The organism is Candidatus Nomurabacteria bacterium (genome assembly GCA_023898665.1).
Lineage (GTDB): Bacteria > Patescibacteriota > Saccharimonadia > Saccharimonadales > HK-STAS-PATE-42 > HK-STAS-PATE-42.
This window is the reverse complement of sequence record CP060233.1, coordinates 103,842-129,589: the sequence shown is the minus strand read 5'-3', so window position 1 is coordinate 129,589 and position 25,748 is coordinate 103,842. Positions and strand designations below refer to the sequence as shown.

The window sequence follows — 25,748 nt, the reverse complement described above, 5'->3', positions numbered from 1 at the left end:
GAATGTGTATATCTTACAACTTGTTCACATTTTTTATATAGTCCCTGTTGCTAAAAAAGTAACACTTTTAAGAAAACCTCACACTTCTTACACACGCAATCCACAATCAAAGTTTAACAGCTCTATAGCTGTAACTTACCACCCTGTTATAAACCTTTTTAACACTCTTTCCACAAATACTACTACTACTACTTTTAATATAAGTAATACTAAAAACATTAATCAAAAAAAGTATTCACTAACATTTGGGCTAATAAACATCTACAATTAAACCTACCTTTAAGGAGCAAGAGAAATTATATGTTAAAAATTGAAGTCAACCGTCAAACCTTACTAAATATACTTCAGTTAGAGTCTCGTGGTGCACACCAAAATGCTGAGTTACCAATCTTAAGTTCAGTGCTTATTTCAGCCGACAAAGATCAATCTTCTTTAAACTTAACTTCTACAAACTTAAACCAGGCAATATTATCCAAACTAAATGCTAGAGTGATTAATGACGGGAAGATTGCTGTGCCAGCTCGTATTACTACAGAGTTTCTCTCATCGATAAATGATGAAACAGTTACTCTAGAAGAATGCAAAAATCTTAAACTTAAGCTTAGTACTAAAAACCATCAATCAACAATTTATTTATTAAACCCAGAAGATTTTCCAGCGATCCCGTCAATTGCTAATGAAAACAAGATAGAGGTTACTACTACCTACTTTAAAGAAGCAGTGAATAACGTCTCTTTCACCTCTAGTAAAGACGACACAAGACCAGTCTTAGGGGGAACATTGTTTTATACACCAACCAATGACACTCTATGCTTAGTTGCAACGGATAGCTACAGACTTGCAGAGCAAACCATTCAAATAGATGCCGTAAAAAATACCATAGAAAATATAATTGTACCAAACCAAACCATTCAAGATGTACAAAAAGTCATTCAATCTCAAAACCCAGATAGAGTACATATTATAGCTGAGGATGATCAAATAAGTTTTGTTATGGATAATACTACTATTATTAGTCGTTTGGTTGCTGGGGATTACCCTGCTTATAAAAACTTAATTCCAGCAACTAGTGACATTAACTTCTCTGTAGATAAAGACGAGCTTTTACAAACCGTGAAAGTTGCCTCACTTTTTGCAAGAGAATCAGCGGGCACTATATCACTTCAGGTTGATAAAGACGATCAACTTTTGACAATTAACTCTATCGCAAATCAAGTAGGAGAAAACCATTCTCAAATTTCTATCTCCACAGATGAAACTGGATCAATTAATCTTAATTCAAGATATTTACTAGAAGCATTAAACTCATTTAAAGAAGATATACTTGATATTCGTTTTTCTCAAGGTATAACACCTCTTATTATCTCACCAAACGGCTCAAAAGAATCTAAAACAACTATAACCCATATCCATCTTATAATGCCTCTAAACACTTAAGCTTTTATTTATTTAAAAGTATACTTTGATTGATTAGTCACTTCTGTTATATAATAGAGACTATAAGAAGAGATCTGTATTTTGCACTATTAGTTTCCTATAAAATATATCTTTTCAGGTGGTGGAATAGAAATTTATGATTAATAAGAACAGTTTGAAAGCCAGTAAAGATAAGCTTTCTAAATCCGTTAAAAACGGCATCAATAACGTTACAAAAAAAAATAGCCGAGTTAAATCTAACTCATCACTCGCCTATAAAAACCTTTCCAGTCCTGGTTCAAAAACTCCAACTAAAAGGGGGTTACTGAACTCTCGTGAAATAACTGGGTCAAGATCGACAGTAGCTGGTTTAGGCAAACCACCTGTAGGAAAGATTAAGAAAGCACTCTGGTACGCCCACCCAAAAAGATTCTTTAAATTTCTTTTTTCTCGAGAAGGAGCAATTTTTAGCCTTAAAGCATTTGGTATCGGTATCCTACTTTTCGGGCTTTTTGTTTTTGGGTTGTTTGCATACTACCGCAAAGACTTAAATAAACTTAAACCAGAAGAGATAGCTAATAGGATTAACAATAGTGGAGTTAAATACTACGACAGGACAGGACAGGTTCTACTGTGGGAACAAAAAGGCCAAAAAGACAGAACAGTTATTGAAAGTGACAAAATATCAGACAACATTAAACATGCCACAATCGCGCTTGAGGATAGAAACTTCAATAGTCATAGAGGATTTGACCCTAAAGGCCTCCTTAGGGCAGTGCTACGAAATAGTTCGAGTGGAAATGCCACTAGCCAAGGTGGATCCACAATTACACAACAGTTGGTAAAGAATGAGTTATTAACAACCGAAAAAAGTATTTCAAGAAAACTTAAAGAGCTTATTCTCGCCATTGAGGTTGAAAGGACTTATTCAAAAGATCAAATTCTAACTCTCTACCTAAATTCAAATAACTATGGTGGTACAGCTACTGGAGTTGAAAGAGCCTCACAGCGTTATTTTGGAGATTCAAAACATGCTAAAGACTTAACAATTGGAGAGTCAGTCTTCTTAGCGTCAATTCCTCAAAGCCCATCACGATACGACCCTTATAGAGATTCATTTAGACCAGAATTATTAGAAGCTAGGATGAATGCGGCTCTTAAGGGTATGGTAGAGCTCAAGTATATTTCCCAAGAAGATGCAGATAATGTAGATGTAACAGCTGTTCTTGATGAGATACAGCCTAAGGAGCTCGCCCTAAAAGGACAATATGATGACATAAAAGCACCTCACTTTGTACTAGACGTACAAAAAGAACTTGAAGATAAGTTTGGTAACAAGGCTCTACAAACAGGAGGATACAAAGTTATAACTACCCTTGACTGGGACATGCAACAAATTGCTGAGGATGCAGTAGCAAGAGGTATGAGGACAATAGATAATGGCGGAGGTGATAATGCTGCATTAGTGTCCGAAGACCCATCAACCGGACAAGTTATGGCGTATGTAGGTAGCAGAGACTTTAAATATGAAGGTTTTGGGCAGTATAACGAAGCCACAGAACCTCGTCAACCAGGAAGTAGTATTAAGCCATTCGCTTACGCGAAGTTAATGCAAAGCTCAGACTGGGGTCCAGGTAGCACAATACTTGATACTCCAAAAACCTGGAAAGGCTTAGGTGGTGACGGAAATGACTACTCTCCAAACAATTTCGATAATAAATTTAAAGGACCAATGCCTATAAGAAAAGCTTTGCCAGAGTCTAGGAATTTGCCAGCACTTCGTGCAATTGAGATAGCAGGGGTAGAGCCTACTGTGCAGCTTGCTAAATCGATGGGAGATAAAGACTTGTGTGAGTTGACAAAAGCAGCTGGCAAAAGCTATAACATAGCTGTTGTTCTTGGTGGATGCGAAGTTAAGCTCGAAGAGCATGTGAATGCTTACTCAACTTTTGTTAGAGCTGGAAAATATAAACCACAAGCAAAGGTCTTAAGAATACAAACAGGTAGCGGAGAAATATTAGAAGAATGGAAGGATACTCCAGGAGAGCAAGCATTGAATGCAGAAATCGCATGGCTATTAACCGATATATTAAGCGATGACGAAGCCAGGTCCGGTACCTTTGGAAGAAACAGTCGAGACTTAACTATACCCGGTATAAAAAACGGAGTTAAAACTGGTACAACAAACAGAAACGCAGAAGGTTGGCAAATGGGATTTACTCCTAAACTAGTAACAGGAGTTCTTGTAGATAGAAGTGACCGTGGAGGTATGCATGCTATCACAAGCCGTATGACAGGTCCGATTTGGACCAACTATATGAAAGGTGTTTACCAACTAAAAGGCTGGAAGTCAGAAGACTTCTTTGAGCGCCCTGCTGGTATCCAAAAGTTAACAGTAGACGGTCGTACAGATTGGTTCCAGAGTTGGTTCAAAGCCCCAAAGCCACTACCAGGAAAAGAGTTCCTAGTGGATAGGGTTTCTAAAAAGCTTGCAACCGAGTGTACTCCAGAAGCTGCTAAAGAAAGGGTCCAAGCTATTGGAGTAAGGGGATCAGGTCCAAATGATGTCGAATACCAAGCCGAAGGATACGACCTTAAGAATAATGACGATTTCCACCAATGTTCAGATGTCAAACCAACAGTAAGTCTTTCTGCAGTAGGCACATCAGGTAAGTATTCAATTACAGTTAACTTAGGGCAAGGGACCCACGCTCTACAGACTGCCTCGTTATATGTAGATGGCAACCTAACACAGAATCTAACTGCTTCACCAGGAGTGAAGGTGTATCCCCAAAACTTAACTAACGGAACGCACACGCTAAAAGTAGTCGTGCAGGATGCGGGCTACTATATCGGTGAATCCTCAATAACTGTTACGGTAAACAATAACCAGCCCTAAGAAACCTGAATTAACTTAAGCTTAAATTAAAATAACGATAAGACTAAAGATCTTCTTCAATCGGTTCGTTATTTATCTCTTCCGAAAAGTAAGTCTCTAGATGTTGTAAATGTTTCTCTCTAAACTTTTTAAACTCAGATTTACTAAGACCACTCTTCTGTAAGAAATTACCAATCTTCTCCGATCCAATAAAATGGGGCATCATTACATATGCTGCACCTCTAGAGTATAACTCAGCCGCATCATTTGCTGTCTCAGCGCCACATATGAATACTGCCCCTGGATTATGATTTGTGAGCCAGTGAGCCAAGTACTCATTGGTATTAAAGTCAGAAATTGTCGAGACAATTAACTTGGCAGAATCAAGCTGTAGCTCCTCGGTCATCTCAGGGTCTGTTACATCCCCATAAATTAAGTTTAGTTTTTGTCTCTCAAGTAGTTCTATCACTTCAGGATCATAATCTACTACGACAAATCTCTTCTTCATTTTTACAAAAGTTCTGATAAACTCTGCCCCACCTTTTCTATAGCCCAGTAGTACAACTGGGTATCTTTGCATCGCTGTTTTTTGCTCTAACTTAGTCACCTTTCTCTCAAATAATCTTAAGTGCTTCTCTAACTTATTAAACAATTCATCATCATACTTCATCATATAAGTAGAAGTTGCAAAAGTTATTAAAGCAACAAGAGTTACTGTAGATTTTGCTTTGTCACTTGCCAACCCATAACCAACAGCAGAGAATAGGAAAACTAAAGAAAACTCACTGACTTGTCCAAGTGCGACAGCGGCTTTAAAACTTGCCCTTTTTGTATAGCCCGAGAATCCCATACTCGACATTACGACCACTGGCTTGATCATAACAACTATTAAGCTTAATATAATCGCCGGGAATAATACCTCAAAAAGCTGTCCCGGTACGATTCCATAACCAAGTGTTATAAAGAAGATAACAATAAAGAAGTCTCTTAGTGGTTTCAATCTAGCCCCGACTTCATGACTATATGGCAAGGTAGCCATACTGACTCCAGCAAAGAGAGCCCCGATTTCTGTAGAAAACCCTACCTTCTCAAATAGAACAGCAAAACCTAACCCCCAACCCATTGCAAACAAAAGTAGTAATTCTTTAGATCCTTCTAGCTCCTTAGTTAATCTAGGTAGTAGCTCTTTGCTCGCCCAATAGAGTACCCCAGCAACCGCAGCTCCTCTTACGAGCAAAAACAAAATACTAAAAAAAGATCCGGCATCCCCAGATTGGGCAGAGATAAAGATCTTTCCAGCTGTTGCAACAAGATCCTGTAAAATTAAGACTCCAATCGCCACTTGAGCATAAAGCCTGGTAGTCTCTTTCTTATCATTTAAGATCTTAATAATAATTATCGTGCTACTAAGCGCCAAAGCTAAACCGATAATAAAAGATTCCATACTCCCAAAACCTAACAGCTTACTAGCCAACACTCCTATAATTGTTATACTTCCAACCTGTACAGCAGTAGTAGTAACAACGATATTACCGAGTCTTTGAAATACTTTTATATTGAGTTCTAAACCAATAATAAATAAAAGCAGAGATACTCCAATCGTCCCAAAAACCCCGAAAGCTGATTCTTCGTGAATTAAATTTAAAAAAGCCGGACCAACTAATAAACCAGTTAAAATATGCCCAATAACCAGAGGTTGTCTAAATCTATGCATAAGCCCAGCTACAAAAGCCCCAATAGCAACTACTAGGCTTAATTCTGTGAATAAACTCGCACTATTACTCATTAAGGTTAAGTTTAGCACGATTTTCTTATTGAACTAAACTCACTTAAGGAGTAGAATACCCTCCATGGCAGATCCACTCGAAAAAAAGATAGCAAGAAGAAAAGAAAAAAAGAAAAGAAAAAAACAACAAGAAGTACTAAACAACGTAAGTGAAGGTAGGTGGCGCAGGATGGGCTCGTTCGCAGCATGGGTAGGGTATAGAGTAAGTATAGATGGTGAAACAGAGGTTGTGCCAGTCAGAAAGAACGCCAATAGATTCAGTTTATTAAACTCAGCCAACAACCTAAAAAGATATATTAAAAAAAGAAAAACCCTCGAAAAAAAGCGCAAAAAAAGAAAAAGTAATAACGAGTAGTAAAGTGCTTATATTTGTACTGTGGTGTGGCAACAGTTAGAATATAGAAATGGACTCAGCTCTCGACAAAAAAAGTGCCCCGACATTTTACCTATACGATTATGTCCATGACTGGGGCCCGATGGGGGAAATAAACGAATTAATAAAAGAAGGTAAAATTCCATTTGACACTTGTTTTAGGCTTACTTCTATAGGAAGAAAAGTAGATGCCTCTACTAGATCAACTTTTCTTAACTATACTATGATGCAAGAAATAGTAGATTACGTAGATGACGCATCAAGAATGAGAGAAGAAACATACAAACTGCTGTATGGTAAATTACCTGATGCTGTTGTTGACCTCAATTCTAGGAGTAATTATAAATTTTACCCATATTTAGAACCAATGTATTACAGGATGATGGATTTAGTAAGAGTTATCCATAGCAGGCGTGCACTTAGTGGTGATTCTCTTCCCGACATACCTTATCCAGGCACTACTAAAGTTAGGGTTCCCAATGAAGAGTGGGCGAGATGTAAGGCAATTGCTAGGCCGATTTGGAGGCTAATTGTTGAAAGAACTCACCCAGAATGGTTTGAAGACCTAGATACCTTTTTTGTTCATGGATATATTGGAGGCTGGGGTTCATATTATGAATATAAAGAAAGAACAAAAAGAAGAGGTATAGTAAGTCATGCCATATTGTCAGATCCTTTAGTTATGTCTTTTTATCAAGAAGCGGTGGCAACCGGTATAAATGGAATCGGGCCAATGGGTAGAGAAGATCTTCGATTACTACTAATAGAGGAAAACCCTGAGTTAATGGAGGGGAATGAAATCCCAAGTCATTAGTAACAAAAAATCCTCCGTAGTCTTATTTATAACTATGAAGGATGGGTTTACTTTGAGCTTTTCGAATGGTGCTCCGGATAGGACTCGAACCTATGACCTGGCGGGTAGAAGCCGCCCGCTCTAATCCAACTGAGCTACCGGAGCAAATCTAAAAACGATTATACCGCAAAATTAATCAAAAAGCCATATATTTACCCCGTAAGTCGATTGCCCTACCCACCACGCTTATGCTAAACTACTAGTACAAATTTTCTGCTAAAACTACTCATGAATATTCGCCAAAAAATGAAACTTAAAGAATCAATCGATAAAAGACTCGGTGGAGTAAAAGCCTCTAGCCACAAACTACAAGACTTAAAAAAATCTTTCTTTACCAAAAAAGAGAAAAATACCGAAGAGCCAGAGAACCAAAATAACAGTAGTCGTAGTGTTATCTCTGGCTTAGATATTGGTACGGAATATGTAAAAGCTCTGGTGGCAGAAATCGAAGGAGATAATATCAATGTCATTGGCGTTAGCAAAAAACACCAGAATCTAACTGATATGCACGCTGGAGCAATTGCTGATATCGCCGGAGTAGTCGACAACTGTGAACAAGCATTGGCAGAGGCCGAAAGTATGGCAGGAGCTGGGGTGTCAAAAGCAGTTCTAGGTATTGCTGGAGAATTAGTGAGAGGCATAACCTATACTATTACCTATAAAAGATCCAACCCAGAGGCTCAAATTACAGCAGAGGAGATGCAGTTTGTCATAGAAAAAGCCCAAAACCAAAGCAGATCAAAAGCCTCACGGCAACTCTCTGAAGAGACCGGAGAAGACGATATAGACGTTAAGCTTATTAACTCCGCTATTGTCGCTATGTTTGTAGATGGGTATAAAATATCTAACCCAATTGGCTTTCAGGGTTCTAAGCTCTCAATTAGACTTTATTCGGCGTTTGCGCCAATGGTCCATATTGGAGCTCTTCAACAGGTCGCTCATCAATTAGAGCTTGATCTTATGGCTATCGCTGCGGAGCCTTTTGCAGTATCACGAACAGTTATTGGCACAGATCCATCCAGCTCAGTCTCGGCAATATTAATTGATGTAGGAGGCGGCACTACCGATATAGCCTTTGTAGAGGAGGGTGGAGTACAGGGCACTCGGTCATTCGGTATCGGTGGTAGAAGCTTCACTAAGGCCATATCAGAAGATCTTGGTATTAGTTTTGCTGCCGCAGAAAAGCTCAAAGTAAACTTAGGCTCATCAGAGTATTCTGCATCTCAAAGAGCGGCTGCTACAAAATCACTTCAAAAAACTGCCGAAGTTTGGACGGCTGGGGTTGAACTTAGTATCTCTGAGTTTATAGAAGAACAAGGAGAAAAGTACGGGGCCCTGCCTAGTGTCATAATGCTTTGTGGGGGTGGATCTTCGCTTGAGATCCTACCAAAATCTCTCAATACCGAGGGCTGGTTTAAAGATCTTCCATTCGCCCATAAACCACGAGTTGGTCTAATTCGTGCAGACGCCGCCAAAGGCATTAAAGATCTAACCGAAAAAGTGTCCGACCATACCTTCATTACTGCTCTAGGACTATTGAGGGTAGGACAAGATACCATGATCGCCATCGAACCAGAGTCCAAGCTAAAGGAATCCTTCAAAAAGGTCCTAAGAACTTAAGCTCAAATAAAAAATAGTCTAGACCAAAGTATATGTCTAGACTATTTTTTATGGCGGAGAGAGGGGGATTCGAACCCCCGCGAGGACTTAACATCCCCCTACAGCTTTAGCAAAGCCGCCCCTTCAGCCACTTGGGTACCTCTCCATCAAATCAAGCTGAACTGGATATTATTATAACATTTACACCTTGGATTTATAAGTGGCTCCCTGAGCCGTCATCCTGAGTGCAAGCGAAGGATCTAGTAATTGAGTTTTACTTAAGAAATAGACCCGAGGTTTTTTCTCTCGGGTCTAATATCTCAAAAAATAGTGTTTTATAGCTACTTCTTTTTCTTCACAGCAACTTTCTTTTTAGGAAGAGTCAACTTCAAAGAGTTTGGATCTTGAAGTAAGTTATATACAGCCACTCCTAGAGTCGCACCAACAAGCGGTCCAAACACTGGCCCTAAACTTAAGTCAGCAAGAGATTCACGTACAGTAGCCATAAAGACTGCTGGATTTAAGAATCCTGGATCTCCTGTTGCAACTGCAGTAAAAGCTAAGCCCAAGAAGAGTGATGCACCAACCATGAATCCTGCTTCAAATGTAGAGCGCTCTTCACTCACAGCGGCACTAACTCCAAAGGCAAACACAAACATACCTAGAGCTTCAGCCGCAAAGATCTTCCAAGCCTCAGCATTACTAAATGTCAAAGCTGTAACTTCTGGTACAAATAACTGCATTACTCCAAAAGCTGCAAAAGCTCCGAGCAACTGGACTAGAATGTAAGCAACTGCAGGCGCTGTTCTAATCTTTTTAGCAGTCCACATCCCAAAGCTGATGCCTGGGTTAAAGTGACCACCACTAAATTTACCTAAAGTCATTACTCCTAATCCGACAGTAAATGCCGCAATTAGTGGTACAGATATAAAGTAGACTGGTACAGACTCCAGTCCGCCAGCAAGTGGGTTTTGTTGCACTAATTGTGCTCCACCAGCCGCAAACTTAGCAGCTACTAAAACTGCAAAAGTCAGCATGAATGTTCCCAGCATCTCTGCAACCAGAGCAACGGGATTCACGTCTTTTAACATTGATTTTAAATCAGCCATATTTTAATACCCTCCTGAGGTATAAGTATTAACTAAGCTTAATATACACCACCCCTCAATCACTACTCAACTTACCCCTCCCCAGCCATAGCAAATCTCACAACTTCAGGCAAAATTCTTTTTATGTATAATTAGTTTAAAATGCGAGCAAAATCCAAAATAAAAACACCTCAGATCGTAGTTGTTTCAGGGCCAATGGCAGGAGGCAAGTCTAGTGTACTCCCGGTTATTCTAGAAACCCTAGCTGAGTTAGATAGGCTAGCTTGGGGAAAAGAAAGAGCACTGGATATATCTGATACAACAAGAGCCTGTAGGGTAGATCACGGTGAAGATCCATTAGCATACAATTTCAATACACCTAGAGAACTCATGGAAGACAACATCTCAAAAGGTGTATATATTCAATATTCTCCGCATTCAGGCGAGCTATATGGTTCTAAGGTGCCTCCGTATAACCAGCCAATAGTTATGGATATAGAGGTAAGCGGGGTGAGGCAGATTGTTGAGTCTAAAAATCCTGACATTATTAAGGCCAGAGTCGATATGAAGGCCGTATATCTTTTGCAGTCTAGTATGGAGGATCTTTCTAGCCAGATGATGAATCGGCCGGATGGTATGAAAGAGTCAAGGAAAATGCAGCGTATTGCTCGATATCCTGCAGAGATAAGATATATCTTAGAACATAATCTTCCTTATAACTTCATCTTGAACGAAGCCGGTCATGTGGATATTACTAAAAAGCATGTTGCACAATTCATATTAGGCGAGTTGGGCCCAGACATCGTACAAAGTGCTGATGTAGCCCTGTCTAAAGCAATTGAGGCAGAAGAATGGTTAGAGAAGAGAGGCATTAAGACTGCAGAGATAATAGATCCACTTCTGTTAAACTTATAGCTAGATGGCTAAGAAAAGAGAGACTAAATTCGTCTGCACTAACTGTGGAGAGGATTATCCTAAATGGACAGGCAAGTGTGAGAATTGCGGTGCTTGGAATACTCTTGTCGAGTTTGTCGAATCTAACTTATCAAAAAATCCTAAATCTGGGCAGGGGAGTGAACTTAAGTTTAAGTCAATTAAAGACATCGCTAAAAATGGTGACGGAACTGGAACATCTTCTCGTCTTAAAACAAATATCTCTGATGTAGATGACGTCTTAGGTGGCGGGATAGTCGAAGCAAGTGTCAATTTGATCGCTGGTGAGCCCGGCATCGGTAAATCAACATTAATTATGCAAATAGCAGCCTCGGTTTCTCAAAGCTCAGGGCAAGTCCTCTATGTATCCGGAGAAGAATCGGCCGAGCAAGTTGCCCATCGTGCCTCGCGTCTCGATCTTTCCTCAGACAATTTAGGGATAGTCTCTTCAACTTCGACCGATGACATTGCCGAAACTATCTTAAAAATAAAACCCAAACTAGTCATTATCGACTCGATCCAGACTATGGCTTGCTCAGAGGTCTCATCTGCAACTGGCTCTGTATCTCAGGTAACGAACTCAACACACATCTTAACTCAAGCAGCAAAATCCGCCGGCACAGCATTAATAATTGTCGGACATGTCACCAAAGAGGGCTCATTAGCTGGACCAAAGATGCTCGAGCATCTAGTCGATGTCGTTTTAAATCTAGAGGGAGACCGATACGGCGGTTTTAAAATACTCCGAGCAGTAAAAAACAGATACGGTTCTACTTCTGAAGCCGGAATATTCAATATGACCGAAAAAGGTCTAGAACAAGTTGATAATCCTTCCAAATCTCTCCTCGCCGAAAGGCAGGTAACAGACGGTTCCATCGTCTTTGCTGCCATAGAAGGAACTCGCCCAATTTTAGTGGAGGTCCAAGCTCTAGTTAATAAAACAAGTTTTGGCTATCCCAAAAGAACTGCCTCTGGCTTTGACTTAAATAGACTTAACCTTTTAGTCGCAGTTTTAACTCGGCGCACTAAGCTTAATCTCTCAGAACATGACATCTATATAAATGTCGTAGGTGGAGTAAAGCTCACAGAACCTGCCGCAGACCTTGCCGTTGCCATGGCAATTGCTTCAGCTGCAAAAGGTCTAAGCTTAAAGCAAGATCTAGCCGTCGCAGGAGAGCTCGGACTTTCTGGAGAAATCCGTAGAATACCGAATCTAGAAAAAAGATTAAACGAGGCAAAAAAACTTGGCTTTGTGGGTTTATTGGCACCAAGTTCCGGTTCAAAATCCAACTTTATAAATGACGCTACAAACCTGCGCGAAGTCCTAAATAACTGGTTCATCGCCAGATAACATCAAGCTTACGCTTGCAATTACATAGCTTCAAGAATATGATTGAATCAAAATAATAGAATCAAAGGAGACATTTATGGCATACAGAATTGAGGATGGTGCTATCGCCCTAAGTGATGACGAGCTTGTTGGATCTATTGATAAAATGAGAGATGACGGCGTGTCCATGGCTGTACTAACTCATGCAGGAAAGATGGTTGGACTACTTATCCCTATGACAGCAGGAGAATGGATTTCTGGGTATTTCCAAGCAAATCCTGAAGCAATCAAAAGGTTAGCTGACTTGGCAGAAGGAGCTAGAAATGGTTCCGTACCAACTTTTGGACCAGAAGAACTTCAGAGAAGAGTACGTGGGGCTGATATTGAATCGAGCCCAGGGGCTTAAATATGTGGATCGAAACGTCTAGACGACCCTACGGTGATGCACCTGTTAGAGTCTTCGAAGCTACCCAAAAAGAAACGGGGGAAGTATTAGGGTACATAGCCTCAAACTTAGGTGATATAGTCTTTGATGAAAAAGCATTTTCTTTATAAGTGGACGTCTCTTCGGGGAGGACAAAACTTAGCAGCCGCCAGTCTTTTGCTATGGAACTACAAGTGAGGATGGCAGATTTGAGCCTGTAGTACCCCCGGCCGGAGCCTGTACTTATGGGGCTGCAGATGAGATTGCTTTGACAATTCAACACGAGCAGATTCATCTTTGATATCTCCTCAAGGGTGCTATACTTTATTTAAATGACAACTCAAAATACTGATTTGATCTTAGCTATCTTAGCTATTTTTCAGCTAGCCACTTTATTGCTGGTACTAGTGCAGCACAAACCAATTTTAAGTGATAAAAAGAGTAGTAAAAAAAGAATTGTTCTAGACACCTCTGCTGTGATTGATGGGCGCATCTTGGCTTTGGCAGAGGCTGGTTTTTTAAGTAGCACCGAGCTAATTAGTACAAATATAATTCTCGACGAGCTCCAGTATTTAGCCGATGAAGGGGATAGCTTCAAGCGATCTCGTGCCCGCTATGGTTTAGACATTTTAAATAAACTCTCAGGACTAGCTGGAGTGAGTGTAGTAACTAGAAACCTTTCAAAATCAGAGTTTGAGGTAGATCAACAACTTTTAAATTTAGCAAAATCTTTAAGGGCCCAATTGTTTACGGCAGACTTTAATCTAGCCCAGCGAGCTAAAGTAGAGGGGGTCAGTATCTTGAGTCCTAATGACTTGGCAGAGTCTCTTAAGCCACAGATTCTTCCTGGAGAAAACTTTACTATTAAACTAATCCAAAAAGGAGACGACAAAGGTCAGGCTATTGGCTATTTACCAGACGGAACCATGGTGGTTGCAGAAAACTCTCAAAACAAAATCGGGCAGAATATAGAGCTTAAGTCTAGTAAAATAATCCAAACTGCTGGAGGTCGCATCGTATTTGCCCAACAAGTTAAACAATCTACACAAGCTTACAATACCAATACCAACAGACAAAAAAGACCTCGAACACAGCAGCAAAATATGGCTAATTCTCAAACACAAAAAACTCAGAATTTAAAAAATAAGTCTAAATCAAAAGAAGATTCACTCATTGACGCTATTAACAGCTCAAAGTAACAGTGGTATAATAGAGTAAGCGCGCCCGTAGCTCAGCTGGATAGAGCACTGGTCTTCGGAACCAGGTGTCGGGAGTTCGAATCTCTCCGGGCGCACCAAATCATTATTGACATGTGTATAACGCATCTTGTATAATATATAAGATGGAATTTGATATAAGAAAAAACGGGTATGGGCTAGCTTATGGAGTATTAGAAAACGATGAGACTCCGTCTAGTTATGATCCCTGGTTCCATAATTGGAGAGATCACTCAGGAGCACTATCCTCTTTTGGAGGATTAGTTCTTGGGGGTGCCCCTGGAGCCGGGAAAAGCCATATAACTCAAGATGTCTATAGAGGGCACTACGTAGAGGGCTCCCCAGTAGCCATGATCTCATGTCATATTAACTCAGGAAGTATATCCGGTAGGAGCTTCACAGAAACATTAATAAAGGAGCTGGGTGATGTAGCCGGAGCGATGCTAGTAGTAGATAATCTTGACTTCATGGTTTACACAGGTGGTGCTAAAAGGCGTAGATCAGACAAAAAAACTTGTGAGTATGCGCAGTTTATGGATACTTTAGTCAGGAGGGCAATGGCGAACGGTTGTTGCGTCTTAGCTACGGTCCATTCAGAACTATGGCGGCAAAATCATTCTGAGGCACCCCAAGATATCTGGGATATGTACGAAGAGTTAATAATGGACCTAGGAGGGGAAAAGGTATTTAGAGGGGAGATCGATTTCTATAATGCAGTGGACACTCTACTAAGAAGAGGTGTTCCTTTTGCTCTGGCCAGAGATATAGCAGAAGCTCTCGAAGATAAGGAAAGGCTAGTTTTTAGGCAGGCTCATCACATAAAACCCGATACATTCGTTAATCTCGGTATTGAGGAGGCCATTAAAGAGGTTAATGATCTTAGGGATAAGAAGATTAAGGGAGGATACTAACATACTTAAAAAAGCCCTGCAATGTTTCCTGGTTTAAAACCAAGTGGGTGTTCTCATAGAATCCGCACGAGGGCTTCATCAGAATATTGAACTCCCTGAACATATAAATATTCAGAAAAAGCAGGGCCATTTTCTATTTTAGCACTTTACTTATCATCACAAATCACTTAAGCTTAAGTGTAAGTAATCTCCTAAATTTTCCAGAAAGTATTGCCGTATGACCAAATCAAGAATTCTACTCGTCCCGTTTTTAGTTCTATTATTAAGCTTAGTCAGCGACCCATCAGTCTTTGCTGAATCTACCCCAGATCTCAATATATTTATCTCCGAAGAGGTTGGAGCTTGGGGTACAACGCCAGCCCAAAAGAGAACTGGCCAGCAAGAGGCCTTTAACCAAAGTGATACTCTAGATGACGAGTGGATATCAAGTCTAAATAAGCTTAAAGAGCCGGATACCGAGCTCAAAGTCTCTACTTCACAGATCAGCCCAGATTCACCAAATGTATACACTTTTTTAAACTTAAATAACGAGCAAGTTGCAGTCACAGCCGATAATGTCGATATTAGAAATCTTAGTACCCAAAATGATCTTGGAGTTCGCTCTTCAGATAGCTATCAATATAAAGCCAAGCTCGATCTGCCAGGCTCCGGAGCCAATACTTATAATGGCAACACTATGCAAGATTTCGCTCCCATACCCAATCAGTTTGCTGGCCAATATTATGCTAACGAGTCTCAAAACGGGTTCGGAGATCAGAATAATTACAGAAACGGCCTACTATTCACATTCTCAGAACCGCTTCAGGCATTCGGAGTTTGGCTCGGCGATCTCGAGACTAGAACGGATGGCAATGGTACTCCTGCACTTCTACGTATTTTTAACCCCAATGACGAGTTAATCTTAGAGCGCACTATCCCGCCAAATAACTGGATTACGAACGGAGACCTAGACCAATCAATTTGTGGCACAGCAAATACGACTACAGATCTTATCAACAAAATGGGATGTGGGCACAATACAACTAGATTTATCGGATTTAGTTCTGGCTCAGATTCAATCTTAAGCCTAGTAAAAAGAATGTTGATTATTGTAGGAGACGATGATAACTTTCCGGACCAGCCAGAGAATAACAACGGCAATACTGAGCACATTAGCTTTATAGGGCCAACTGTGGCCTTCTTCCAGGCAAAAACAATTATCACAGATCCAGCAGACCCTCATGACCTCGAAACACCAATCGCCTCTTCTTTGCTAAGTGCGGGCCCTGTGTCTACTGCTAATGCTTCTAGTTCTCAAGATCCAAGGATCGAAGCCTTACAGAATTATCCATTAAGCTTAGCAAAAACAGGACAGCCTCAAACTCTAAGCTTACTTTTTAGTCTAAGTTTAGTGATGATCTCTGGGTACTTAACTACCAAACAATCTCATCTTTACCGTGATATTTGAGCCACTCATTTACTCTTCTAAAATGATTATTCCCGAAGAATCCTGAATATGCTGAGAATGGGGATGGATGGGCAGACTCTAGAACCAAGTGTCTATTAGCATCAATAAGTTTTTTCTTTTTTCTTGCATAGGCTCCCCAAAGCAAGAAAACTACTCCATCACATTTGTTTGAGATGAGTTTAATAATCTCATTAGTTAGGCTCTCCCAGCCTAAATCTGCATGAGAGTTTGCTTTGCCAGCCTCTACTGTTAGAGTTGAGTTAAGTAGTAAAACTCCTTGCTTAGCCCAACTTGTTAGGTCTCCATTAAACTTAATCTCAGCTTCGGGCTTCTTATTAAATTCTGCTTCAAGCTCTTTAAATATATTTTGCAGACTCGGTGGATTCTTAATATATTCTGTAACCGAAAAGCTCAAACCTTGCGCTTGCGGTAATCCGCCTTCTGATCCATGGTAAGGATCTTGGCCTATTATTACTACTTTTACTTCATCTAGCGGAGTTAAGTTCAGGGCTCTAAAAATATTTTTGCTTTCGGGGTAGATCTTCTTGCTAGAGTATTCTTTTTTAATAAAACAAGCTAAAGATTTAAACTCTTTAGATTTAAATACAGCACCTAGGGCTAACTTCCATGTTTTATCGATCGGAGCTTCCATAGCAAATATTTCAATAGTCTTTACCCTATAGATCTTAACAAATTATGATAAGATTAAGCTTAAGTAAATTAACAATAACAATAAATAAGAGCAACACTAAATATGAGTGATTTCTTTCATAAGGTCTCTACAAAAATATCTAATGCCACAGGCAAGGCTTCGGCATTTATACTCTCAGTGTTAGTCGTGTTAATTTGGGCGTCTGTTGGTCCTCTGTTTAACTATTCAGACACATGGCAATTAGTAATAAATACCGGTACAACTGTGGTTACCTTTTTAATGGTCTTCTTGATTCAAAATACCCAGAATAGAGACTCTAAATCGATTCATCTAAAGCTCGACGAACTTATTAGAACCCAAAAGAACGCTAGCAATGCATTCATGGATCTCGACAGTCGCACCGACCAGGAGTTAGTTGAGCTCGAAGAGCACTTCGCAATTATGTCCAGCAAAGTCACAGGAGAAAAACTTGAGAGACTTCAAAAAAAAGAGGTGAATGAGCATAGATTACATATTTTTAAAAAAGATAAGAGTAAGATTAAAGATAGAGATGGTGACGGCCTTCAAGATCCTGTAAGAAAGAAGTAATAATTTATGGCTAAGAAGCCGACTAAAAAACAAAAAAGAAGTTATAAAGCTGAGGATTTAAAGTCTCATCACTCAAAAGCCTTCAGAAAACGACACCTTAGCTTATTAATTCTATCAGTAGCAATAATAACATTTACGCTACTTTCTTTATACTCAATTAAGCTTAACAATAACAATGCTCTAAGATCAGCAAAAGACTTAATTACTAAATTTATAGATCCAGAAAACGACAAGGAGACTAGTTATCAATCAGACCAAGTAATATCTTCATTCGGGTTTTCTCTATTATATAACTCATTTAGGCTGCAGGCGAGTGGTCTAGACTCAAGCACAAATTCAATTTACGTTGGTAAAGAGCTTAACGAGTCCCGACCATACTCCACGATAAAGATATCCCCATCATCTAACTCGAATACTACAGGACTCACAGGTGGTTACATAAGTTTAAAGTATTACCAGGATAACCCTTTGGGTGTATCAGCAGATTTGGCGAAGCTAGAGGCTCAGTATGTTAGCGTTGATTATCCAAATTTCGTTTTACAAAGCAGCTCAACAGAAGAGATCGATGGCCTAGATTTTCTAAAATCAAACTGGTCCCTTTCAGATAATGAGAAGCACAAGCAACCGCTAGCATCTGATTTAAGCTTAATAAGTTATACCGGATTAGTAAATAACTCACCTTTTACGGTTGTCGTAAACAGTGGCCTTAACTCTGAGGATGAAGTGCTATCTCTTTTTGAAGAAGCTTTAGATTCTCTTAGCTTTTCTGCCCCAAGCTCATTAAATATTAAAATTAAAACCAACGACAGCGCACAAATAGTAACTGACCGTAGCTCCACTTTGTCTTTACTTGATAGACTGACTTTTACAAAAAGCACTAACGCACAATCATTTTTAAACGAGAATAACCCGTCAGAAAGAATTAGCTTGCTCTATGGCCCAGCAGTAGTAAAGATCTACAACTTCTACTGTATGGATATCAATCTTAACAGTAAGATATTTATTCCACGGAGCTGTAGCGCAACAACAGGCAGCGGATTTTTGGTCAGCAGTGACGGCTATTTTGCCACAAACGGTCACGTAGTTGTAAATGACCCACTAAGTATTGCTATCACGTACGCGTTTGAGCAGATCAATAACGGAAACTCATTCTATTTCTCTCAATTAGCAAGCGCTTCAGGCTTAACGCAAGCAGATCTAGACTCCGGCTCCACTAATAAGGACAAGCTAAAAATAGCTATCGACAAGTTTTATAAAATCCCTACAAACAGAGTTACAGCCTCCAATAAATCAGAGAGCATACTAGTCGGGTTGGGAGAGCAGCAGCCGGATCTCTCGAAGCTTCTCGAAGCTACTAAGCTTAATCAGGAGTATACACTTCCACTAAAAACTCAAAAAGCTGAACTTATTGGCTATAATTACAGGGAAGTTGATGGGGCCCAGACCGGAGTCTTTACTGCATCAGACGTAGCTCTTTTGAAGATATCTGGCTCTAATTATCCTAACGTTAAGCTCGGGGATATTTCCAGTATTGTCCAGGGCAGCAACTTAAATATAATCGGCTACCCAGGCGCCGCTAGCACAAATCCTTTAGTTGAGGCGAGTCAGTCAATTGCTACCCTAACCTCAGGCAAAGTCTCTGCCATAAAAACAGCCAGCGGTTCTGACAGCAAGCTTATCGAAACGGATGCGACCATTGGGCACGGCAATAGTGGCGGTCCTGCCTTTAACGATTCTGGTGAAGTTGTCGGTATTGCTACATATACAATTGATGGCTCAGGAGAAGGTGATGGAGTATATAACTACATCAGGGACATTGCAGACTTTAAGGAGGTTGTTTACGAAAAGAATATAAGTTTAGCCAAAAGTAGCTCGACACAAAAAACTTGGGAGGATGCCATTGAACTAATTTATGAGGCAAAATACTCAAAAGCTTTAATAAAACTAGAAGAAGTCAGGTCATTATATCCTGATCACCCGAAGGTGGACTCGCTCATCTCCTATATTAGCCAGAGACCAGACCAAACTGAAGATGTTAAAGACTTCCCGGTGCTTATTGCGTCCATAGCTACTCTAGTCGGAATCTTAATCTTAACTCTTGCCATCATTTTAATAATTAATCATGGCAGAAGACATTCTGCATATCTTGAGCAGTCAAGAGTTAAGAATATCAATGAAGACAAAAATGGTATACAAAACATACAAGTTTAATAGCTTGTAATAATTATCACATCCAGCTACAATGTGCTTTAACCAAAAAGAGACTCTAAAAGATTCTAAAAAGAAGTCCCGCATATACTTTCTGTCCTTACTCTTAAAGTAATTTCACGAAAGAGCGGGATCTCTCTTTGGCTAGTTTTTCAGAAATCAACCAATAGAAAATACACCATGACAGACTCTAATCCTGAACTAACAAAGAATAACCGTCAACCAAAAAGAGAATCCAACGAATGGCGTTGCGAATGTGGCAAACTTTTATTTAAAGGAGCCTTCCTTGCAGGCTTAATAGAGGTTAAGTGTAGTCGCTGTAAACGTATGGTTTATCTCCAGCAGTTTAATGCTTATACTGCAGATAATCCCAGCTTTATGACTACGATGTCTCAAGAAGGAACAATTCTTACTGTCAGTCAAGGACTATTTGATGCGCTGGGCTATGCACAAGAGGAGGTGACTGGTAAAAGCTTTCTTGATTTCTTAAACCCTAAATTGCACTTAACTGCTCTATTTTGGATCGAGAGTATTGCCGAAAACAAACATACAAACAATCCCTATAGCTCCCTAATTGTCCCTCTTCTAACAAAAGAGGATGAAGAAAAGATCTTCTCAGTATTAATTAGACCAGCTCATCTTGGGGGTAAAGACATATATATTGTTTTAGCCGAGGCTGGAAAAGAGGCGGCAGACTCTCAAGAGCAAAAAGTACTCTCTAAAATAGCTCAAAAAGACAGAAAACGTAGGGAGAACTGGGACTTCATTATCGATGATGAAGGAACAATCTTAGAGGTTAGTGGCAAGTCTGATTTTGGCTACAAAAAAGAAGACTTAATTGGGAATAGTTTAATAAAAACCCTAGAGATTAATGATAAGAAACTTTCTAATCAATTAAAAATACAAGAAAGCTACGTTTTTACTACCAAGCTTAAGTCTAAAGATGATAAACAAAAAGAATATAAAGCTTGCTTCACACCAGACTTTATAGTTGAGCCCGGAGACAAACAAGGCTTTATTGTTGCTTTTCGACCTCTAGAGGCTCAGCGAGACTCCAGTACATCTCAAACATCTGCCGCATAGTGTTGGCAAAGGCTTTGTTATGTATCTCGGCTCCGACCTTTTGATCATCTCTCCAGTGATAGAAGCCAACTGTGTCGTTATAGACTACAATTTGTTGTTCTAGACCTAAGACATCTTCGCCGATAAACCTTCTATTAAAATTTTTATAAAAGTTACTATTCTTTGTAAAGTTTATCGGTTTTTTACCATGGTTGTTTAGTTCACGAATTGTGTAGTCTACATCTAAAGTCCTTTGCCTATGTGCTTCAGCCCACCTTTTAGAGCCCACTAAATCTTCTAAGACACCACTACCAAAAACCAAGATTTCTCCTTTTGTTTTTAGCTCATTCCATAGCATCTGTTTCATTCCGGCCACACCTTCATAAGTGCTAACACTAAACCTGGCATCGTTTTCCTGTGAGTCAAACATTTGAGAGAGAGTGGGCAATAGTTCATTTAAGATAATCTTTTTTGATTTGACCTCTTCCTCTTTATTAACTAAGCTCACTTCCAGATTTTTAGGCTCAGAAGCGCAAAGTAGTTTGCCACTATCAAGTTGCTCCTGCTTCACTAAACTAAGTTTTTCTAGATCATCAGCAATACGATAAACTTTTGTCCTATTAACTCCCGTTTTTCTAGCAACCTCTAAATGACTCAAAGGTTTTTCTAAAAGAGCGATATAAACCTTCGCTTCGTCAGAAGTTAGACCGTAAGCTGTTAGGTATTTTAGGATATCGTCTTTGTTGTTCAACATAGTGAACAGTTTAGCATATATAACAATAAAATGCAACAATATACAACCACAACAACAAAATATACAAGTTTCTTTAGTATGAATAATTTAGAAAAAACAATTTTAGACCAACACGCCCGTATAAGATCTGCAGGAGATAATCCAGTCGATGCTCTGGAAGAAGCAAAGGGCGAAATACTTGAAGTTGCTAATCAAGATAATGTATCTGAAATATTAAAAAGGAATTTTATCAACTCAATATACCTGGAGATGCCATCATCGACAACTGCGCAACTCAGAAGAATCAGGCACGATGAGTATCTGGCACATATAGCAAATACATCTCTTGAATGGCTAAGGAACTTGGTGGCTAGTGATGTTATTGCGCCAATGCAAGGTTATCTTGGTGGCATTGCTCTCGAAGGTGGACGAGCTATTGGGGTGTTCGGGTTTCCTCCTGGGGGCAACTGGATTTATGCCAGGAAGGGTTACCGCTGACACTATCAATGCTCCCTGGCCTATCGGAGATCATATAAGAAACGAGGAGATTGAAGTATTTAGGCTCTCTGGCTTTTGTGACCAAGCAGTAGTCGATCCAAAATTCGTTGAGAAGCCATCATCCTCTATGATGCAAGTAATTTTTAAAGGAGGAAGTTTAAATTAGTATGGCAAAAAATAGGACAGAAAGCTTAATTTTAGAAGATCTTCCAAGAGTATTTGAAGGTAATTCAGATACTCGTTGGGAGGCAGTTAAAGAGCTTCGAGAAAAAGCTGATAAAATTGCTCAAACTGATAGATTTGAGGACAATTTTATCAGAGAACTCGCAATTTATAACTCAGGTAAATATGGTTTAGATTGTTTTGAGGCAGATAAAACTTTTGATGTAGTAAGAAAGTCGGCCGGTGGGAGTCTAGCATCTATGCACTCACCTTCTCATAGGGCGTGGTTAGGCACTGGCTCATGTCTCACAACAACTGCTAACGGCGAAGTCGTCCATTATGTCAACAGGCCGGGTGAGGTCGAAGAGCGATATGGTCCCGCACTCCCTTATATTTTAGATAAATTAGCTTGGCTTGCTATAGCAAGAGACATTAAGGGTCATAATCAAGTGCATTCTGGAGAAGGTTACAGGTATGTAGCAAACAGGCTAAACAGAATAGGTCGCAAGGGCACACACCCTCATATTGGCTCAATAGCATTCAATCCAGAAGGGTTACTAGGGGTTAAAGAAGATGCACCTGTGCTTTTAGCTAGCGCAAGTGGAACGTTACCATCCGAGTTTCATGATTTTATGTACGAAGCACACATGCCATCACTCAAGGAACGCGCGGACAGAGACCGAGAAGCCGGACTATTCGATAGCTATGAAAAGAATAAACGGGCTGGTGTCTATGACATCGCTTTTGCTGAAATGGTCTGCGAAGCTCTCTATGGAAGACAAGTAAACGACCAAATGCTCGGCCTTTTCGATATCCCAGGAGAGTTCGCGGACGTAGATATAAATTAATCAATTAAATGATTTCTTGGTGGAGTATAACGGATTCGAACCGTTGACCTCTTCACTGCCAGCGAAGCGCTCTAACCAACTGAGCTAATACCCCAATACCTTCTATTATAACGCTGTTATCTTCTAACAACGACCATACTGTGGCGCAATATCTCATCCCCAAGCCTATATCCGGCTTGCATATCCTTAGTCACAACATCTCTTTCGCCATTGCTCTCATCGATAGAAATCGCATCATGAAGGTTCTCGTCAAACTTTTTACCTTCAGCTTCTATTCTTTCTAGACCTAAATTCTCAAGAGTCTTCTTAAGCTTAACTAAGACTGCCGACATTCCCTCAGAGGTTTTATCTAACTTCTCTTTGGAAGATAATTCTAAAGCTTTTTCAGCTGCATCGAGAACTGGCAATAATTCTTTAATAACCTGCGCCTTGTAAAATCCACTAAGCTTAATCTTCTCTTCCTCAGCTCTCCTAATAAGATTCTGAGCATCAGCTCGCTCCCTTTGAAGAGCCTCGGTAAGTTCGTTTATCTTAAGTTCAAGTTCTGACACTCCTCCGTTGTTGGAAGAATTTTTTTCGGACTTAGCCTTCTTTTTTTTAACTGGTTCCATAATGTCTAAGGTGGTGGGTGATGAGGGACTCGAACCCCCGACCCCCTCGGTGTAAACGAGGTGCTCTAGCCAGCTGAGCTAATCACCCACAAATTGTTAAACTCCTTCTCTCATTTTACACAAACATCCTATCTTTTGAGAGAGAATCTCACACCCTTCTATTCCTAGAAGCACTCTAACTATAAGATTGAGGGGTGCTAACCTTAACAATAGTTAAGGATTTCTTTGCCTAGTCCAAAATCGGATTTAGCTTTTTGCCGGTCGAAGCTTTATGCAAAGACTGGTGATCCCGCGGGGAATCGAACCCCGGTTGCCAGGATGAAAACCTGGTGTCCTAACCGTTAGACGACGGGACCATTAATAGCCTATTTTACCATATATCACCCCGGTGGTTCAATTTAAGGCCTTATTTTGATAAAATAGATACATTAGTTTTGTTTGACCAAATCATATAGAACTTAACAAAATGGGCGAGTGGTGGAATTGGTAGACACGCATGCCTTAGGAGCATGTACCGCAAGGTGTGGAGGTTCAAGTCCTCTCTCGCCCACCATCCGGCTTCGTTCTTGAATCTAAGAACTATGCCGGATTTTATTTATGGCCTAAGCGACTTGTCCGGTATAAGAATAAAACTAAAATAAGCGAAGTTAAGCGAAAACTAATGATATAGTTAAGCTTAAGCATATAAGAATCTATTTGGTGGGAAGCTGATTTAATGGCACGATCTAAACAAGCGGTTATAATTGGAGGGGGTTTTGCCGGACTTTCGGCAGCGTGCTACATGGCGCGTGCCGGATATCGTGTTGTTCTTTTAGAAAAAAATAAAAAAATAGGAGGCAGGGCACAGGCCGCCCAAGATGCCGGTTTCAAATTTGATCTCGGTCCAAATTGGTACATCATGCCAGACCTATACGAAGACTTCTTCCAAGATTTTGGGACTAGCCCGGAAGATCATTATAAACTAATTCGCTTAAGTCCTGCCTTTAGAACCTTTACTCCAGAAGGTGAATATTTTGATGCCCTAGAGCCGGAGCATATGGCTGATCAGCTTGACTCGTTCAACCATGGTGATGGAATCGGGTTCAAAAGACTGTTAAACAGATCAAAAGTAGTCTATTCTAGGTTTAAGCTTGGTCTTATGCAAGAAGACTGGCTTAGCAAGTTGTCAAAGCTAAAACCAAAAGTATCTTCCACAATCTTTAAACTACCAAAAGGCACTATAGCTTCTAGAAATGCCGAGTTTATAAAGTCTCGTGACGGCAAGGCTATGGCCGATAGCTTTAGCCACTTTCTCGGAGGCACAGCCAATAGAACTCCTGCCGCATACTCATTCTTGCCATACACAGTTTTTGACCAAGGAGTTTGGTACCCAGAAGGGGGCTTCAGCTCAGTTGTATCAGGCTTTAGAAGTCTGGCCCAAAAACTTGGAGTTGAAATCTACGAAGGTTATGAGGTCGAGAAAGTAGAAGTCCAATACGGGGTTGCTTCGGCTGTGGTCATAAAAGATTTAGGAGAACGAATCCCGGCCGATGTGGTCATTTCAGCCTCTGACTACTTAAATTCAGAAAGCATGCTCGAGCCGATCTACCAATCTTATAGCCTTGATTTTTGGAAATCTAAACAATATTCTCCGTCGGCGATCGTTGTCTCTTTGGGCTTAAATCAAAAAGTACCAAATTTGTTGCATCACAATACTTTTACTAATCCAAGTAGCTCAGACTTAAATATAAGAGCCTGGCCAAGCCAAATTGGCACATTTAGTGTGACATGTCCAACATTCACTGAGCCAAACTTGGCGCCAAATGGGGGAGAGGTTCTAACAGTTACTATTCCAATTCCTGCTGGTTTATCAGACGAAGAGGCTGCTATAAAGAGATTAATTTCTCAAGCTTACGAAAAAATCTCAGTGGCTACTGGAGTCAACATCCAAGGAGCAATTGTAACGGAGCATATCATTTCTTCAAGTTACTTCAAGAGTATGTTTTATGCACCTGGAGGCTCAATTGCTGGACTCGCCCAATACAAAGATCAAATCTTCCAAAAAGACCTCGTTTAAAATCTAAAAAACTCTCAAATTTATTTTATGCTGGACAAGATACTAATCCGGGATCAAGTGTAGGCTTTGCGATTG

At 40.0% G+C, this 25,748-nt stretch carries 24 protein-coding genes and 7 tRNA genes; 21 read left to right on the top strand and 10 right to left on the bottom strand.

Annotated features, from left to right (window positions below):
* The first annotated feature begins 300 nt into the window (after positions 1-300).
* Together dnaN and H6799_00725 are read left to right on the top strand one after the other, a co-directional pair.
* On the top strand, positions 301-1,437 hold the full coding sequence (dnaN, locus tag H6799_00730) for a DNA polymerase III subunit beta (GenBank protein USN97611.1): 1,137 nt from the start codon (positions 301-303) through the stop codon (positions 1,435-1,437).
* A 136-nt stretch (positions 1,438-1,573) separates the two neighbouring features.
* On the top strand, positions 1,574-4,315 hold the full coding sequence (locus H6799_00725) for a penicillin-binding protein (protein ID USN97610.1): 2,742 nt from the start codon (positions 1,574-1,576) through the stop codon (positions 4,313-4,315).
* A 43-nt stretch (positions 4,316-4,358) separates the two neighbouring features.
* Here the strand turns inward: H6799_00725 and H6799_00720 are convergent, their stop codons facing one another.
* On the bottom strand, positions 4,359-6,080 hold the full coding sequence (locus tag H6799_00720; protein ID USN97609.1) for a cation:proton antiporter: 1,722 nt from the start codon (positions 6,078-6,080) through the stop codon (positions 4,359-4,361).
* 64 nt (positions 6,081-6,144) lie between these two features.
* Here H6799_00720 and H6799_00715 point away from each other — a divergent pair, with 64 nt between their 5' ends.
* Complete coding sequence (locus H6799_00715) at positions 6,145-6,435, top strand: hypothetical protein (protein ID USN97608.1); 291 nt, start codon at positions 6,145-6,147, stop codon at positions 6,433-6,435.
* Positions 6,436-6,484: 49 nt separating this feature from the next.
* Complete coding sequence (locus H6799_00710; GenBank protein ID USN97607.1) at positions 6,485-7,267, top strand: hypothetical protein; 783 nt, start codon at positions 6,485-6,487, stop codon at positions 7,265-7,267.
* Positions 7,268-7,333: 66 nt separating this feature from the next.
* Here the strand turns inward: H6799_00710 and H6799_00705 are convergent.
* Positions 7,334-7,411, bottom strand: a tRNA-Arg gene (locus H6799_00705).
* A 141-nt stretch (positions 7,412-7,552) separates the two neighbouring features.
* On the opposite strand from H6799_00705, the gene H6799_00700 reads away from it, so the two are divergent.
* Complete coding sequence (locus H6799_00700; GenBank protein ID USN97840.1) at positions 7,553-8,926, top strand: rod shape-determining protein; 1,374 nt, start codon at positions 7,553-7,555, stop codon at positions 8,924-8,926.
* 51 nt (positions 8,927-8,977) lie between these two features.
* Here the strand turns inward: H6799_00700 and H6799_00695 are convergent.
* A tRNA-Ser gene (locus H6799_00695) sits at positions 8,978-9,071 on the bottom strand.
* A 175-nt stretch (positions 9,072-9,246) separates the two neighbouring features.
* Entirely contained in the window at positions 9,247-10,014 is a 768-nt protein-coding gene (locus tag H6799_00690) for an aquaporin (GenBank protein ID USN97606.1), read from the bottom strand.
* A gap of 141 nt (positions 10,015-10,155) precedes the next feature.
* Between H6799_00690 and H6799_00685 the strand changes: the two genes are divergently transcribed.
* The 8 genes from H6799_00685 to H6799_00650 all read left to right on the top strand — a co-directional run bounded on the left by H6799_00685 (position 10,156) and on the right by H6799_00650 (position 16,255).
* Entirely contained in the window at positions 10,156-10,908 is a 753-nt protein-coding gene (locus H6799_00685) for a hypothetical protein (protein USN97605.1), read from the top strand.
* Positions 10,909-10,912: 4 nt separating this feature from the next.
* Positions 10,913-12,277 carry a DNA repair protein RadA gene (radA, locus tag H6799_00680; protein USN97604.1) on the top strand — a complete coding sequence of 455 codons (1,365 nt, stop codon included), beginning with the start codon at positions 10,913-10,915 and terminating at the stop codon, positions 12,275-12,277.
* A 76-nt stretch (positions 12,278-12,353) separates the two neighbouring features.
* Positions 12,354-12,662: a hypothetical protein gene (locus tag H6799_00675; protein USN97603.1), complete on the top strand. Its 309-nt coding sequence runs from the start codon at positions 12,354-12,356 to the stop codon at positions 12,660-12,662.
* A 2-nt stretch (positions 12,663-12,664) separates the two neighbouring features.
* Positions 12,665-12,811: a hypothetical protein gene (locus H6799_00670; protein USN97602.1), complete on the top strand. Its 147-nt coding sequence runs from the start codon at positions 12,665-12,667 to the stop codon at positions 12,809-12,811.
* A 201-nt stretch (positions 12,812-13,012) separates the two neighbouring features.
* Positions 13,013-13,879, top strand: a complete 867-nt coding sequence (locus tag H6799_00665) for a hypothetical protein (protein ID USN97601.1) — start codon at positions 13,013-13,015, stop codon at positions 13,877-13,879.
* 21 nt (positions 13,880-13,900) lie between these two features.
* Positions 13,901-13,977 (top strand) — tRNA-Arg (locus H6799_00660).
* A gap of 45 nt (positions 13,978-14,022) precedes the next feature.
* Positions 14,023-14,808 (top strand): hypothetical protein, encoded by a 786-nt coding sequence (locus tag H6799_00655; protein ID USN97600.1) that lies wholly within the window; start codon positions 14,023-14,025, stop codon positions 14,806-14,808.
* Between the two features lie 217 nt (positions 14,809-15,025).
* Positions 15,026-16,255, top strand: a complete 1,230-nt coding sequence (locus H6799_00650) for a hypothetical protein (protein ID USN97599.1) — start codon at positions 15,026-15,028, stop codon at positions 16,253-16,255.
* Here the strand turns inward: H6799_00650 and ung are convergent.
* The gene (gene ung, locus H6799_00645; GenBank protein ID USN97598.1) at positions 16,221-16,907 is read right to left on the bottom strand and encodes a uracil-DNA glycosylase; all 687 of its coding nucleotides are present in this window, start codon (positions 16,905-16,907) and stop codon (positions 16,221-16,223) included. The genes H6799_00650 and ung overlap by 35 nt on opposite strands.
* A 102-nt stretch (positions 16,908-17,009) precedes the next feature.
* Between ung and H6799_00640 the strand changes: the two genes are divergently transcribed.
* The 3 genes from H6799_00640 to H6799_00630 all read left to right on the top strand — a co-directional run bounded on the left by H6799_00640 (position 17,010) and on the right by H6799_00630 (position 20,786).
* Positions 17,010-17,495 carry a low affinity iron permease family protein gene (locus H6799_00640; GenBank protein ID USN97597.1) on the top strand — a complete coding sequence of 162 codons (486 nt, stop codon included), beginning with the start codon at positions 17,010-17,012 and terminating at the stop codon, positions 17,493-17,495.
* A gap of 6 nt (positions 17,496-17,501) precedes the next feature.
* Positions 17,502-19,706, top strand: coding sequence for a trypsin-like peptidase domain-containing protein (locus tag H6799_00635; GenBank protein USN97596.1), 2,205 nt, complete (start codon positions 17,502-17,504; stop codon positions 19,704-19,706).
* A gap of 177 nt (positions 19,707-19,883) precedes the next feature.
* Positions 19,884-20,786 carry a PAS domain-containing protein gene (locus H6799_00630; protein USN97595.1) on the top strand — a complete coding sequence of 301 codons (903 nt, stop codon included), beginning with the start codon at positions 19,884-19,886 and terminating at the stop codon, positions 20,784-20,786.
* Here the strand turns inward: H6799_00630 and H6799_00625 are convergent.
* Positions 20,719-21,519 carry a hypothetical protein gene (locus H6799_00625; GenBank protein USN97594.1) on the bottom strand — a complete coding sequence of 267 codons (801 nt, stop codon included), beginning with the start codon at positions 21,517-21,519 and terminating at the stop codon, positions 20,719-20,721. The two genes, H6799_00630 and H6799_00625, sit on opposite strands and share 68 nt — an antisense overlap.
* Before the next feature lie 78 nt (positions 21,520-21,597).
* On the opposite strand from H6799_00625, the gene H6799_00620 reads away from it, so the two are divergent.
* The 3 genes from H6799_00620 to H6799_00610 are packed head-to-tail and all read left to right on the top strand — an operon-like array spanning position 21,598 to position 23,006.
* A complete protein-coding gene (locus tag H6799_00620; GenBank protein ID USN97593.1) occupies positions 21,598-21,996 on the top strand; it encodes a hypothetical protein in 399 nt (132 codons plus the stop codon).
* Complete coding sequence (locus H6799_00615; protein ID USN97592.1) at positions 21,974-22,162, top strand: hypothetical protein; 189 nt, start codon at positions 21,974-21,976, stop codon at positions 22,160-22,162. The genes H6799_00620 and H6799_00615 overlap by 23 nt, the downstream gene beginning before the upstream one ends.
* A gap of 1 nt (position 22,163) precedes the next feature.
* A complete protein-coding gene (locus tag H6799_00610) occupies positions 22,164-23,006 on the top strand; it encodes a hypothetical protein (protein ID USN97591.1) in 843 nt (280 codons plus the stop codon).
* A gap of 17 nt (positions 23,007-23,023) precedes the next feature.
* Here H6799_00610 and H6799_00605 read toward each other — a convergent pair.
* From H6799_00605 to H6799_00590, 4 genes are all read right to left on the bottom strand, one after another.
* Positions 23,024-23,100: transfer RNA gene (locus H6799_00605), tRNA-Ala, on the bottom strand.
* A gap of 22 nt (positions 23,101-23,122) precedes the next feature.
* The gene (locus H6799_00600; protein ID USN97590.1) at positions 23,123-23,617 is read right to left on the bottom strand and encodes a nucleotide exchange factor GrpE; all 495 of its coding nucleotides are present in this window, start codon (positions 23,615-23,617) and stop codon (positions 23,123-23,125) included.
* 11 nt (positions 23,618-23,628) lie between these two features.
* A tRNA-Val gene (locus H6799_00595) sits at positions 23,629-23,705 on the bottom strand.
* A 193-nt stretch (positions 23,706-23,898) separates the two neighbouring features.
* A tRNA-Glu gene (locus tag H6799_00590) sits at positions 23,899-23,973 on the bottom strand.
* 112 nt (positions 23,974-24,085) lie between these two features.
* On the opposite strand from H6799_00590, the gene H6799_00585 reads away from it, so the two are divergent.
* A tRNA-Leu gene (locus H6799_00585) sits at positions 24,086-24,170 on the top strand.
* Positions 24,171-24,332: 162 nt separating this feature from the next.
* Positions 24,333-25,673, top strand: a complete 1,341-nt coding sequence (gene crtI / locus H6799_00580; protein USN97589.1) for a phytoene desaturase — start codon at positions 24,333-24,335, stop codon at positions 25,671-25,673.
* The last annotated feature ends 75 nt before the right edge of the window (positions 25,674-25,748 follow it).